This is a genomic window from Methylobacterium sp. C1 (genome assembly GCF_001854385.1).
GTDB classification, from domain to species: Bacteria; Pseudomonadota; Alphaproteobacteria; order Rhizobiales; family Beijerinckiaceae; genus Methylobacterium; species Methylobacterium radiotolerans.
Genome location: NZ_CP017640.1, coordinates 2,739,233 through 2,751,956, shown reverse-complemented (window position 1 = coordinate 2,751,956; position 12,724 = coordinate 2,739,233). Strand labels below are relative to the sequence as shown.

The window sequence follows — 12,724 nt, the reverse complement described above, 5'->3', positions numbered from 1 at the left end:
GGCTCCTCGGGGCGAGGGGGCGGACGGGAGTGGCCGGTTCGCGACGATCCAGGACAGGCCCGTGACCGAGACCCCCCTGCGCGCAGCCCGCGCCCCCCGCGAGACGAAGGCCGCCGGCCTGGAGCCGCTGGCGGTGCTGCCCGTCTTCGTGCCCCTCCGCGGCAAGCGGGTCGTCCTCGCCGGCGCGTCGGGCGGCGCCCCCTGGAAGGTCAAGGTCCTCGCCGCGGCCGGCGCCCACGTCGACGTCTACGCGCCCGAGCCCGGCGAGGAGCTGCGCGCCGTGCCGGGCGAGATCGTCGACGGGCGGGTGGAGCTGCACGAACGCGCCTGGAGCCCGGACGACCTCTGGGGCGCGGCCTTCTGCATCGGCGCGATGGAGGACGAAACCGAGTGCGTCGCCTTCGTGGCGGCCGCCCGCGGGGCCGGCGCCATCGTCAACGCGGTGGACCGGCCGCACCTCTGCGACGTGAAGTTCGGCGCCATCGTCAACCGCTCGCCGCTCGTGGTCGGCATCTCGACCGAGGGCGCCGCCCCGGTCTTCGGCCAGACCGTGCGTGCCCGGATCGAGGCGATGCTGCCCCGCGGGTTCGCCCGCTGGGTCGCGGCCGCCCGCGATTGGCGCGACGGCGTCACCGCTCGCTTCCACGGCTTCGCCGACCGGCGCCTCTTCTGGGAGCGCTTCACCGACCGGGCCTTCGCGGAGCCCGACCGGGCGCCGTCGGAGCGGGATCTCGCCGAGCTGCTCGGCGAGACCGAGACCGCCCCGAAGGGTGGCGCCGTGGCGCTGGTCGGGGCCGGCCCCGGCGACGCGGAGCTCCTCACGCTCAAGGCGCTGCGGGCGCTGCGCAACGCGGACGTCATCCTCTACGACGACCTCGTCGCCCCCGAGATCCTCGACTACGCCCGCCGCGAGGCCCGCACCATGCTGGTCGGCAAGACCGGCCACGGCCCGTCCTGCCGCCAGGACGACATCAACGCGCTGATGGTGCAGCTCGCCCGCTCCGGCAAGCAGGTGGTGCGGCTGAAATCCGGCGACCCGCTGGTCTTCGGCCGGGCGGGCGAGGAGATCGAGGCCTGCCGGGCCGCCGGCATCCCGGTGACCGTGGTTCCGGGCGTCTCGGCCGCGCAGGGTGCGGCGGCGTCCCTGGGCCTGTCGCTGACCCATCGCGACGCCGCGCGCCGCCTGCAATTCGTCACCGGCCACGACCGCCGCGGCGCCCTGCCGGACGATCTGAACTGGGGCGCGCTCGCCGATCCGAGCGTCACCACGGTGGTCTACATGCCGAAGCGGACCCTGCGGGCGCTGCTCGCACGCGCCGTGGCGGAGGGCCTGGCGCCCGCGACGCCGGCGCTGCTGGTGTTCAACGCCACCCGCCCGAACCAGCAGGCGCTGCGCGGCACGGCCGCGGACCTCGCCGACCGGGTCGAGGCGGCCGGCCTTGACGGTCCGGCGCTCCTGATGGTGGGCGAGGCCTTCTCGGAGATGCGGGGCGCGCTCCCGGCCCAGGCCGAGCAGAACCGCGTCGCGGTCTGAGGCCGGATGGCGTGGGCGGCGTCGTCCGCCCGCCGGACGGTATGCGCCACGCCCTCTGGCCCCCGGGCGTGCTTCAAGTCAGCGGCTGTGGCGCATTCGGGCTGAAGCCGTCGACGCCGCGAGCCGGAGCACCGGCAGGCCCGGGTCAGGTCTCCCCGGCCACGAAGGCGCGCATCAGGTAGTGGGCGATCGCCATGGGCGGCGGGGCCTGGATCCCCTCGGGATGCGTCCCCGCCAGCATGGCCGCGACGTCGGCCCGGGTGAACCAGCGCGCATCCTCCAGCTCGCTCGGATCGGTGACGATGGCCTCGTCGAGGCCCTCGGCGGCGCAGCCGAGCATCAGCGAGGACGGGAACGGCCAGGGCTGCGACGTCCGGTAGGTGACTGCGCCGACGCGGATCCGCGTCTCCTCGAATACCTCGCGGCGGACCGCGTCCTCGATCGTCTCGCCGGGCTCGAGGAAGCCCGCGAGGCAGGAATACATGTGCGGCCGGAAATGCGGCCCGCGGCCGAGCAGGCAGCTGTCGCCCCGGCGCACCAGCATGATCACCACCGGGTCGACCCGGGGGAAGTGGTGGGCGTTGCAGCTCGGGCACTCGCGGCGGAAGCCGCCGGCCCGCGCCACGGTGGCGGTGCCGCAATTGGCGCAGAAGCCGTGGCGGGCGTGCCAGTCGAGCATCGACTTGGCCACGGCGAGCAGGCCGAGCTCCTCGGCCTCCACGGCGGAGTCGGTGGCGATGGACCGGAGGTCGAGGGTGCGGGTCGGTCCCTCGGCGAAGCGCTCGGCCGCCTCGGCGGGCGCGGCGGCGGCGAAGACGGGCTGCCCGTCCCGGTGCCCGAGGAAGATGCGCGTCCCGCCCGCGAGGCCCGCCGCCTCCGCGACGGCGATCAGCGCCGTCTCTCCCCGCAACACGATCCGGTCGCCGCAGATCAGCACGAGGCGGGCCTCGGGCGTGTCGAAGGGCGGCACCGCCTCCTCGGGCTGCTCGGCCGAGTGGCGGTCGAGGCGGTTGCGGACGAAGCCGAGGGTGTCGCGGGGATCGGTCATGCCAGGGTCAGGCCGCGGAGAAGAGGGCGCCGGCGCGCTCGAGGAGCTGGGCGCGGGCGTGAAGCGGGTAGGGCTTGCGGGTCTCGAACCCCCAGACCGGCCCGGGCCAGGCGGGATCCGACCGGAAGCGGCCGACGACGTGGACGTGAAGCTGCGACACCACGTTGCCGAGCGCGCCGATATTCACCTTGTCGGGCTTGGACAGGGCCAGCATCACCCCTGTGGCGAGGCGGATCTCCTGCCAGAGTGCCGCGGCCTCGGCTTCGGAGAGGTCGGTGATCTCGGTGAGGTTCGGGCGGCGCGGCACCAGGATCAGCCACGGGAACCGGGCGTCGTCCATCAGCAGCACGCGGCACAGGGCAAGGTCGCCCACTTCGGCGGTGTCGGCCGACAGGCGCGGATCGAGGGTGAAGGCGGACTCGGTCATCGCCGACCGATGTAGCGCAGCTTCCGCGTCGGCGCGCGGGTTTGCTGCGCCGTCGGTGACGCAGCGTCCCGGCCGACCGGGTCAGAGACCCGGCACGACGCCCTGGCGGCCCACCGCGATCGTGCCCGCCACCAGTCCACCGTCGTCGCCGGACCGCGCGAAGATCGTCACGGCTGCGCCCGGCTGGAGCATCGCCTTCTCGCCCGGGGAGAGCTGCGTCACCGGGGTGCCGTCGGGGATCGCGAAGGACGATTGGCCGCCGTTGTAGGCGACGGTCACACGCGTCGGCGCGCCCCGCTGCAGGTCGGCGACCCACCCGGCGGTGAGGCGCGCGCCCTGCCCGGTGTCCCAGGGCTGGCTGCCCGCCTCGAACCCGCGCTCGGAGGGCGAGTACAGGGTCACGGCACTCGCCTGCCGCGGCTCGGACTCGGACGCGCCGAGGATGCTGACGTAGCTCTCCGGCTTGATCGACCGCAGGCTGGAGCCGTTGACCGCGTAGATGCGGGTCCGGGGGCCCATCTGCACCGCCAGGCTGCTGCCGCTGGCGCGGCGGATCTCCAGGCGCTCCGAGTCGGCCCGGACCACGGTGCCGCGGAACCGGACGGTCGTCGGCTCCGCGCGGGCGGTGGGGATGGCCGCGATCGCCAGAAGGCCGGCGAGGAAGAGGCGTCTCACGGGGCTCGTCACGGGGCTCCTTTCCGAGGGGTCGTGCCATGGGGGCCCATCGGGGACGCCATGGAGGCGCCATGGGGCGTGCCGTCCGGGTGCGGGACCCGAACGCCGGGGACCGACTCCGGTTCCCGGCGCCGGTCGCAGGACCGCGCCGCGTCCCGGCAGCCGGGCTCGCGGCTCGCTCAGTGCGCCATCAGCACCGGCATGTCGGCGTAGGCCAGGACGTGGCTGGTGACGCCGCCGAAGATCATCTGGCGCAGGCGGCTCTGGGTATAGGCGCCCTTGATGAGCAGGTCGCAGCCGAAGGCCTTCGCCTCCGCCAGGAAGGTCTCGCCGGGGACCCGCCGGCCGGCCGGAAGGGCCCGGTGCGCGGCGTCCACGCCCTCGCAGGCCAGCGCCTGGGCGAGATCCTGCGCCGTCGGGCCCGGCACCATGCCGCCCTCGACGCTGAGCACCAGCACCCGCTCGGCCCGCCGCAGGAACGGCATCGCGAAGGCCACCGCCCGGGCGGTCTCGGTCGAGCCGTTCCAGGCGATGACCACCGCCTCGCCCAGGCTCGCCGGCGCCGTGGGCGGCGCCAGCAGGATCGGCCGGCCGCTCTCGAACAGGGCCGTCTCGAACGTGGTCATGCGCGGGGCGTTGTCGGTCGTGCCCGGGCGCCCGACCACCGTGGCCGAGAACAGCCGCGCGTACTGGCCCAGGAACGCGTCGCCGGTGGGCACGTCCTGCCGCCAGCGATAGCGCGGGCCGGCATCCGGCACGCGATCCGGTATGCAGAGCCCGTCGCGGGCGTGCCGCGGGATACCGGCGCCGTCCATGAAGGCGACGAAGCGGCCGCCCGCCTCCTCGGCCTCGGCCCGGTCGGCCTCCTCGTCGCGGAGCCACGTCATGCCGCCGACCATGTCGACCGGCACGTACTCGGCGAGGGCCGGGCGCAGGGACACGCCCTCGATCAGACTGCCGAAGCGCGTCGCCGCCAGCCGCGTCGTCTCGAAGACGGAGGGCAGGGCGTCGTGCATCGCGACGGGTACGAGCAGGGTCTTCATGCTGGCCTCCTCCTCGGGCACGCGAGGCTAATCCGCCCGGCCGCCCGGTGGAACCGGGCCCGGCTCGGCGCGCACACGGTTTTGCGGCGCGCCGGGATCGAGCCGCCGCCGGAGGGCCCGGGTCAGGGGCCGCTCGACCAGGCGGTGGACCACGAGCGCGGCCGCGGCGCTGACGGCGAGCATCAGCGCCATGCTGCCCCAGGGGGGCAGGGCGGGGGTGAGGCCGAGCCGGAGCAGCGCCTCGCGCACGAGGCGCAGCGCGAACGGGTGGACGAGGTAGAGCGCGTAGGACGCGTCCCCGAGCCTGACGAGGCCGCGCACGGGGGAGGGCAGCCGCGCGACCTGAGGCGCGTCGCGGGTCGGCCCGAGGGCGGCGGCCACCAGGAGGACGGCCGGGCCGCCGACGAGGAGCGGGCGCAGGAACCCGTCGGCCTCGCCGAGACCCGCGAGCACCCGCGCGGCCAGAGCCAGCCCGAGCCCACCCAGCACCGCGAGCCCGATCCGCGCGGGGAGGGAAGGCCGGAACCCCGCGCCCCAGGCGAGGGCGAGACCGGCGCCAGCGGCGAACTCGAGCACGATCGGATCCGACCAGAATCGGAGCGGCACCGGCAGGCCCGGCACGAGGGCGCCGACGACCACGAGGCCGGCCAAGCTCCCGCACAGCCACGCGACGGCGCCGCGCCGGCCGAAACCGAGGCCCGCGGCGAAGAGTGCGTAGAAGGCCGCCTCGTAGTTCAGGGTCCAGCCGAGGCCGTAGAGCGGCTGGACGGTGCCGTCCGGGCGGGCCGCCGGCCAGAACAGGAAGCTCGCCGCGAGGGCGACCGGGTCGCGCACCAGCGCGGCGGCCTCGCCGAGAAGGTCCGGCCGCGCGAGCGCCAGGACGAGGTAGAGCAGGCTCACCAGCCAGTAGAGGGGCACCACACGGGCGACCCGGTGGGCGAGGAAACGGGCGCGCCCGCCCGGCCGCCCCGCGAGCCGGCCGCCGGCATGAACGATGACGAAGCCGGAGATCACGAAGAACAGATCGACCCCGCCCCACCACGGCAGCAGCGTCGCGGGGTCGAGCGCCGGGCCGGCGCCGCGGTCGGCGAGGAGCCCCGCCTCGTGCCGCGCGTGGTGCCACGCCACCATGAGGGCGGCGGCGGCGCGCAGGACCTGGATGGCGACGAGGGTCACGGGGCGCCCGCCCGCGCCGCGACGCGAGCCGCAACCGGCGCGACCCGCCCGCGGCCGGGATCGTCCTCCTGGAGGAGCGTGACCGGCACGCCGCCGGATCCGCCGGAACCGCGGCGTCCACGCGGGATCAGATCGGCCCGGGAACCGTGGCGTCCGAGGCGAAAACGGCAGGAACCATAAGCCGATAACCTCGTTGACGGACCAATTCGCGAACCCGCCGGCGCCGAAACGTCTGCGACATCGCGTGCCGAGGCGTCCGTGCTGCGCATGCGGCGTCCTTCCGCGGTTCGCGTGCCCATTTCGAACAGAGGTCCCGATGCTGAAGAACTACGCTGCCGCGTCCGCGCTCGTCCTGGCGCTGTCGACCCCGGCCATGGCTCAGAGCGCCAACGACTTCCGCATGCAGTCGATGCAGGCGAACGCCTTCGAAATCCAGTCCTCGCAGATCGCCCTGTCAAAGTCGCGCAACCCGCGCATCCGCTCCTACGCCCAGGAAGTGCTCCGTGACCACCGCGCCGCCAACGTCGCCCTGGCCGGCGGCCAGATGAACGGCGTCGCCGGCGATCCCGGCCTCGGCGGCCTCGTCACCGCCCCGATCGCGGTGGCGGGCAGCGCCGTGGGCGCAGGCGTCGGCGCGGCGACCGGCGTGGTCGGCGGCACCCTGGCGGGCGGTCCGGTCGGCGGCCTCGAGGGCGCGGGTGCCGGCGCGGCGCGCGGCGCCGCCGCGGGCGGCCAGATCGGCCGCGGCGACGTGATGGCCACCGGCGCCTCGACGATGGTTCCGCCGAACCCCGAGCAGCAGGCGATGCTGGCCCAGCTGTCGGCCGCCCCGGCCGGCGCGCGCTTCGACCGCCTGTACGCCTCCCAGCAGATCCAGGCCCATCAGATGACCATCGCGATGACCCAGGCCTACGCCCAGGGCGGCCCGAACCCGGCCCTGCGCAACTACGCCCAGCAGGCCCTGCCGGCCCTGCAGATGCACCTGCAGCAGGCCGAGCGCCTCCCGGGCGCGATGTAAGCGTCACGGACTTCGGCGGCCCGGCCTCGGCCGGGCCGAACGAGAAGGCGGCGGGCGCGAGCCTGCCGCCTTTCTCATGTCGATGGCCCTTCGGGCCGGGAATGTCGATGGCCCTTCGGGCCGGGATGATCGCGGGCCGACCGCGGCGGACGACCTTCGCGGACGCGCCGCGCCGGCGCGTCCCAGCAACGTCGGATCCGGGACCGGCCGACCGGTCCCGGATCTCAGCGCCCGCGCTACGCGCTCACTCGCACGCGATGGCGGCGACGGAGCGGACGGCTTGGCCGGTCGTGTCGATCGGCGCCTTGAACACGCCGGATTGCGGGTCGCGCACCAGCAGGGAGCCGCTGGCCACGCCGAAATGCGCGCCGTGGATCTCCAGGCGGCCGTCGTCGACGCGCTCCTTCACGAACGGGAAGGTCAGCAGGTTCTCCATGCTCTGGACGACCACGGCGTGTTCCAGCTTGGTCAGGTAGTCGGGCGCGCCGGGATCGCCGGCCTTGTCCTCGGCCTGACCCACGAGCGAGACCCACTTGCCGATGAAGTCACCGGGCGAGAGCGGCTTGGCCTTGTTGGCCCAGGCCTTGATGCCGCCGCAGGTGGCATGCCCGAGCACGACGATGTGCTTCACCTCGAGGGCCTGCACGGCGAATTCCAGGGCCGCCGAGGTGCCGTGGTACTGGCCGTCCGGCTGGTAGACCGGCACGAGGTTGGCGACGTTGCGGATCGTGAACAGCTCGCCCGGGCCGGCATTGAAGATCGCGCTCGGGGAGACCCGGCTGTCGCAGCAGCTGATGACCAGGATCTCCGGATTCTGCGTGGAGGCGAGTTGCGCGAAGCGCCGGCGCTCGGTCGGGAAGCGATCGAGGAGGAAGGACCGGTAGCCTTCGGTCAGGTAGACGGGGAACATAAAGTCGTCTCCAGTTAGACAAATCCGCGACAGCGGGAGTGAACTCAAAGTTCTCGCCAAGCAAGAACGCGCGGCTGGGCCGGAATAGTCCCGCGCGCGAGATCGGATGCGAGGTCCGCGAGCCCGGCCGGCTCGACGTGCTCGCCGCTGGCGCGCAGCTCGTCGATCGGCCACCAGCGCGTCCCGATCAGCGGGTTGTCCTCGGTCTCGGCGAGGCGGCTCGTGTCGACCCGGTCGTCGGGCAGGCGGACGAGGAAGTAGCGCTCGCGGGCGTCCCGCGCCTGCCGGAACAGGTGGAACGGGCCGTCGCAGGCCGCGACCTGCGGGCCGATCACGGCGTCGCCCCGGCCGATCTCCTCCTCGAGCTCCCGGCGACAGGCGAGGACGTGATCCTCGCCGGGCTCCAGGCCGCCGCCGGGCATGAACCAGAACCGGAGCGGCGCCCCATCGGGCCCTCTCGCGTGGACCGACGTGTAGGCGATGAGCAGGATCCGGTCCCGCGGATCGAGGACGATCGCGCGGGCGATGTGGCGGACGGGCAGGGGGTTCGCGGCGCTCATAAAGCCAGAGCTAGAGCACGCCCAGGGGACGGACACCGGCCGCGCGCACGCCCGCGTGCAAAACAGCACGTTGGGACCGATGGCGCGCCGGGCGGCGGTGCGGGGCGCCGGCTCAGGAAGGCGGGCGCGGCGCCGGTGCCCAGATCACCGCGGGGAGCCCGGAGGCGTCGCGCTCGGGCGGATCCGGCAGCGGCTCGGCCCGTCCGAGGCTCATGTCGCGGGCCACCACCAGGGCGGCCAGGGCGTCGAGATGGTCGTCCTCCGGGACGCCCTTCGCCCGGGACGCGATCAGCGCACCCGGCAGGCCGGCCGCCGCGAGGAGCGCCCGCCGGAGGTCGAGACCCTCCCGGGCGCGCCTGCCCTTCTTGGGCAGGCCGAGCGGCCGGCCGCCGTTGAGGGCGTGGAAGGCGACCTCGGGATGGACCTCGTGGACCCGCGCGCGCGCCTCCGGACGCTCGCGCAGGAGCGTGTCGACCGCCCGGACGTAGGGGAAGATGTTGTAGCCCTGGATGGACGGCGCGAAGGGCGGGTCGCTCGCCGCCCGCGAGGCGGCCTTCGCGGCCGCGTAGTCGGGGGCGTAGACCGCGCTCCGCGGCGGCATCGGGAACACCGACGCCCGCGCCGGCCCGAGCCGGGCCCGGGCGGCCCGGTCGGCGGCGCGGCCACCGCCGGTGATCCGGTCGGGCAGCCCGATCGGCACGTCGATCCCGACGATGCCGGGCCGCTCCGGCGCGTCGAGGAGCGCGGCGACGTCGGGGAACAGGGCGCAGCGGTGCCGGTCGGGGTCGTCCAGGTCGAGGAGCGCGCCCGCCCAGGCGCCGCGGCAGCCGTCCAGTCCAGCGATCCAGCGCGCCATGCCCGTCCCCCGTCCCCCGTCGCCGTCAGCGCGGCCGGCGTTCTTGCCGGCGTTCTTGCCGGGATGCGCGCGGAAAGCTATCCGCGTCGCCGAGGGCGCCGCCGGCCCGGGAGAAGCGTGATGAGCGAGATCCGTCCCCGTCGCAGCGTGCTGGCGATGCCGGGCTCCAACGCCCGGGCGCTGGAGAAGGCGCGGTCTCTCCCCGCCGACGTGATCCTGATCGACCTCGAGGACGGCACAGCCCCCGCCGCGAAGGCGGCGGCCCGCGCCCAGGTCGCCGCCGCGGTCGCCGCGCGGGGCTTCGGCCACCGCGAGGTCGTGGTCCGCATCAACCCACCCGAGACCGAGGACGGCGAGGCCGACCTCGTCGCGCTCGCGCCGGCCGCCCCGGACGCGATCCTGGTGCCGAAGGTCCGCACCTCCGACGCGCTGATCGCCGTCGGCTCCCGCCTGCGCCGCCTCGGCGCGCCGCTGGCGACGCGGGTCTGGGCGATGATCGAGACGCCGATGGCGGTGGTGAACGTCGCCGAGATCGCGGGCGCGGCCCGGGACGTGGACGGCCGGCTCGGCGCATTGGTGATCGGCCCGAACGACCTCCTGAAGGCGTCCCGGATCCGGCCACCCGGGCGGGCCGCGCTGATGCCCTGGCTGATGAACGTCCTGGCCGCCGCCCGGGCCTACGAGATCGAGGCGATCGACGGCGTCTTCACCGACCTCACCGACGCGGCCGGGTTCGAGGCCGAGTGCGTCCAGGGCCGCGACCTCGGCTTCGACGGCAAGATGCTGATCCACCCGAGCCAGATCGGCCCGGCCAACGCGGCCTTCGGGCCGGATGCCGGGGAGATCGCGCAGGCGCGCCGGCTGATGGACGTCTTCGACACGCCGGAGAACCGCGGGCGCGGGGTCGTCGCGGTGGACGGCAAGATGGTCGAGCGGCTCCACGTCGAGGCGGCCCGGCGGACGCTCGCCATGGCCGAGGCGATCGCGCGGCTCACCGCGTGAGCGACCTGCCCGAGGTCGGCCTGCGTCTGCTCGACCCGCGCCTGCCGGGCTGGGGCTTCCCGCGCTGGGGCTCGTCGGCCGCCGCCGGCCTCGACCTGCATGCCTGCCTCGACGCGCCCGTGGTCCTGCCGCCTCAGGGCAAGCCGGTCCTGATCCCCGCCGGCTTCACCGTCCTGATCCGCGACCCCGCCTGGTGCGGGCTGATCTTCCCCCGCTCCGGCCGCGGCCACCGCGAGGGCCTCGTGCTCGGCAACGGCACCGGCGTGATCGACGCGGATTACGAGGGCCCGCTGATGGTCTCCGCCTGGAACCGCGACGCGTCGGAGCCCGTCCGGATCGAGCCCGGGGATCGGATCGCGCAGCTCGTCTTCACGCGGGTCACCCGGCCGGCGCTGACCGTGCTGGAGGGCGCGCCCGGCTCCGGATCGGAGCGGGGCGCGGGCGGCTTCGGCTCGAGCGGGCGCTAGGCCCCCGTCAGTCCAGCGTCTTGCCGAGCCGCCCGGCCAGGTCCTGGATGAACTGGAAGGCGGTCCGGCCCGAGCGCGAGCCGCGGGTCGTGGCCCATTCGAGGGACTCGGCGCGCAGCTGCTCCGGCGGCACGGCGAGGCCGTAGCGGTCGGCATAGGCGCGGATCATCGCCAGGTACTCGTCCTGGCTGCACTTGTGGAAGCCGAGCCAGAGGCCGAACCGGTCCGAGAGCGAGACCTTCTCCTCCACGGCCTCGCCGGGATTGATCGCGGTCGAGCGCTCGTTCTCCACCATGTCGCGGGCCAGCAGGTGCCGGCGGTTCGAGGTGGCGTAGAACAGAACGTTCCCCGGACGCCCCTCGATGCCGCCGTCGAGCGCCGTCTTGAGCGACTTGTACGAGGTGTCGTCGGCGTCGAAGGAGAGGTCGTCGCAGTAGACGAGCCAGCGGTGCGGGTCGGGCCGCAGCAGGGCCATCAGGTCCGGCAGCGCCTCGATGTCCTCGCGGTGGATCTCCACGAGCTTCATCGGCAGGCTGCCGGCGGGCCGGCGGGCGTTGATCTCGGCGTGGGCCGCCTTGACCAGCGAGGACTTGCCCATGCCGCGGGCGCCCCACAGCAGGGCGTTGTTGGCCGGCAGGCCGCGGGCGAAGCGCTCGGTGTTCTCCACCAGCGTGTCGCGCGCCCGGTCGATGCCGGTGAGCAGGCCCATCTCCACCCGGGCGACCTGCGGCACCGGGGTCAGACGGCGCTCGGGCCCCCACAGGAAGGCGTCGGCGGCGCTCGGGTCGAAGGCCGGCGGGGCGGCGGGCGCGGCCCGCTCCAGCGCGGTGGCGATGCGCTCCAGGAGCGGCATCAGGGTGTCGAGGGTCACGGGGCTCGTCATCGGATCGGGGGGTTCGCGTGCGGGTCTGTCAGGCCGCCGGTTCTACGGGGAAGATCCGGGGAAATCATCCGTATCCGCTCGCATGGCGCGGTCCTCCCGAACGCGAACCGGGATCGGGCGTTGATCCTCCCGGCAGGTCGCGCCGACACGTCCGCCGGGGAGTATCGATGGCAGCGGAACCGACGATCCGGATCACCCAGGTCGCGGATTACGTCTTCACCGTCGATTTCAGCGCGGCCCTTCCGGCGCTCCGCACCGACGAGGCGCCGCCGATCGGCGGCGGGACCGGGCCGTTCCCCGAGCAGCTCCTGATCTCCGGGGTCGCGAACTGCCTCTGCGCGAGCCTCGTCTTCGCCCTGGGCAAGTTCCGCCAGGACGCGCGGGGCGTCGCGGCCGAAGCGTCCTGCCGGGTGGAGCGCAACGCCGAGGGGCGGCTGCGCGTCACCGGGATCGGCGTCCACATCCAGCTCGGAGCCGCCGCCGCCGACATGCCGCGGATCGACCGGGTCCTGGAGCAGTTCGAGCGGTTCTGCACCGTCTCGGAGAGCGTGAAGGCCGGGATCCCGGTCGCCGTGTCGGTGGCCGACCGCGACGGCACGCGCCTGAAATGACGCGCGCCGGGGAAAGATCGGCCGCCCGGCGCATTGCCGCAGCACCGAACGGCCGCCAGGACCGGAAGAGGAGACGCCATGACGGACCAGACGCGAGAGCCGGCCCGCGCCCCCGAGGCGCTCGCCGCCCTATTCAACCGGCGCGCCAATGCCGGCGACGTCGAGGGCCTCGTCGCCCTCTACGAGCCCGACGCGGTGCTGGCGGCGGGCCGCGTCGTTGCCACGGGCCACGCCGAGATCCGGACCTTCTACGCCGACCTGCTCGCACGCAAATCCGACTTCCCGGCGCCGGAGACGCCGCCGCCGCTGCGCAACGGCGCGCTGGCCATGACCTTCGCGCGGCTGCCCAACGGCGCGTTCTCGGTGGAGTTGGCCCGCGAGCAGGCGGACGGCACGTGGCTCTGGGCGATCGACCAGCTCAAGCTCGCGCCGCCGAAGAGCTGACGGTCGGCGCGGAGGCTCCCGCGCGCTTGTCCCACTGGACGCGATGCGGCAAAGCGGGGCCCGCGCGCTC

Annotated in this window: 15 protein-coding genes; 6 read left to right on the top strand and 9 right to left on the bottom strand. The window is 74.5% G+C overall.

Annotated features, from left to right (window positions below; all coding sequences use genetic code 11):
- The first annotated feature begins 61 nt into the window (after window positions 1–61).
- A complete protein-coding gene (cysG, locus tag BKE41_RS12765; protein WP_043374000.1) occupies window positions 62–1,534 on the top strand; it encodes a siroheme synthase CysG in 1,473 nt (490 codons plus the stop codon).
- A 145-nt stretch (window positions 1,535–1,679) separates the two neighbouring features.
- Here the strand turns inward: cysG and nudC are convergent, their stop codons facing one another.
- From nudC to BKE41_RS12740, 5 genes are all read right to left on the bottom strand, one after another.
- The gene (gene nudC / locus BKE41_RS12760; RefSeq protein WP_024830053.1) at window positions 1,680–2,582 is read right to left on the bottom strand and encodes an NAD(+) diphosphatase; all 903 of its coding nucleotides are present in this window, start codon (window positions 2,580–2,582) and stop codon (window positions 1,680–1,682) included.
- Window positions 2,583–2,589: 7 nt separating this feature from the next.
- A complete protein-coding gene (locus BKE41_RS12755; RefSeq protein WP_043073720.1) occupies window positions 2,590–3,009 on the bottom strand; it encodes an HIT family protein in 420 nt (139 codons plus the stop codon).
- A gap of 81 nt (window positions 3,010–3,090) precedes the next feature.
- On the bottom strand, window positions 3,091–3,684 hold the full coding sequence (locus BKE41_RS12750) for a hypothetical protein (RefSeq protein ID WP_244413239.1): 594 nt from the start codon (window positions 3,682–3,684) through the stop codon (window positions 3,091–3,093).
- A 179-nt stretch (window positions 3,685–3,863) separates the two neighbouring features.
- Complete coding sequence (locus BKE41_RS12745; protein ID WP_012319260.1) at window positions 3,864–4,727, bottom strand: universal stress protein; 864 nt, start codon at window positions 4,725–4,727, stop codon at window positions 3,864–3,866.
- A 27-nt stretch (window positions 4,728–4,754) separates the two neighbouring features.
- The gene (locus BKE41_RS12740; RefSeq protein ID WP_012319259.1) at window positions 4,755–5,903 is read right to left on the bottom strand and encodes an acyltransferase; all 1,149 of its coding nucleotides are present in this window, start codon (window positions 5,901–5,903) and stop codon (window positions 4,755–4,757) included.
- A 316-nt stretch (window positions 5,904–6,219) separates the two neighbouring features.
- Here BKE41_RS12740 and BKE41_RS12735 point away from each other — a divergent pair, with 316 nt between their 5' ends.
- Window positions 6,220–6,921: a DUF4142 domain-containing protein gene (locus tag BKE41_RS12735; RefSeq protein ID WP_024830056.1), complete on the top strand. Its 702-nt coding sequence runs from the start codon at window positions 6,220–6,222 to the stop codon at window positions 6,919–6,921.
- Window positions 6,922–7,165: 244 nt separating this feature from the next.
- On the opposite strand, the gene BKE41_RS12730 is transcribed toward BKE41_RS12735, so the two are convergent.
- From BKE41_RS12730 to BKE41_RS12720, 3 genes are all read right to left on the bottom strand, one after another.
- Entirely contained in the window at window positions 7,166–7,831 is a 666-nt protein-coding gene (locus tag BKE41_RS12730) for a carbonic anhydrase (RefSeq protein ID WP_024830057.1), read from the bottom strand.
- A 44-nt stretch (window positions 7,832–7,875) separates the two neighbouring features.
- A complete protein-coding gene (locus tag BKE41_RS12725; protein WP_070999491.1) occupies window positions 7,876–8,391 on the bottom strand; it encodes an NUDIX domain-containing protein in 516 nt (171 codons plus the stop codon).
- Between the two features lie 112 nt (window positions 8,392–8,503).
- On the bottom strand, window positions 8,504–9,247 hold the full coding sequence (locus BKE41_RS12720; RefSeq protein ID WP_063110159.1) for a DUF429 domain-containing protein: 744 nt from the start codon (window positions 9,245–9,247) through the stop codon (window positions 8,504–8,506).
- A gap of 120 nt (window positions 9,248–9,367) precedes the next feature.
- On the opposite strand from BKE41_RS12720, the gene BKE41_RS12715 reads away from it, so the two are divergent.
- Both BKE41_RS12715 and dut read left to right on the top strand, forming a co-directional pair.
- A complete protein-coding gene (locus tag BKE41_RS12715) occupies window positions 9,368–10,249 on the top strand; it encodes a CoA ester lyase (RefSeq protein ID WP_063110160.1) in 882 nt (293 codons plus the stop codon).
- Complete coding sequence (gene dut, locus BKE41_RS12710; protein WP_059409276.1) at window positions 10,246–10,716, top strand: dUTP diphosphatase; 471 nt, start codon at window positions 10,246–10,248, stop codon at window positions 10,714–10,716. Before BKE41_RS12715 ends, dut begins: the two co-directional genes overlap by 4 nt.
- Before the next feature lie 7 nt (window positions 10,717–10,723).
- Here the strand turns inward: dut and BKE41_RS12705 are convergent, their stop codons facing one another.
- Window positions 10,724–11,599 carry an ATP-binding protein gene (locus BKE41_RS12705; RefSeq protein ID WP_012319253.1) on the bottom strand — a complete coding sequence of 292 codons (876 nt, stop codon included), beginning with the start codon at window positions 11,597–11,599 and terminating at the stop codon, window positions 10,724–10,726.
- Window positions 11,600–11,766: 167 nt separating this feature from the next.
- On the opposite strand from BKE41_RS12705, the gene BKE41_RS12700 reads away from it, so the two are divergent.
- Both BKE41_RS12700 and BKE41_RS12695 read left to right on the top strand, forming a co-directional pair.
- Window positions 11,767–12,210: an OsmC family protein gene (locus BKE41_RS12700; protein WP_012319252.1), complete on the top strand. Its 444-nt coding sequence runs from the start codon at window positions 11,767–11,769 to the stop codon at window positions 12,208–12,210.
- A 78-nt stretch (window positions 12,211–12,288) separates the two neighbouring features.
- Complete coding sequence (locus tag BKE41_RS12695; protein WP_059409274.1) at window positions 12,289–12,654, top strand: nuclear transport factor 2 family protein; 366 nt, start codon at window positions 12,289–12,291, stop codon at window positions 12,652–12,654.
- Window positions 12,655–12,724 lie beyond the last annotated feature (70 nt).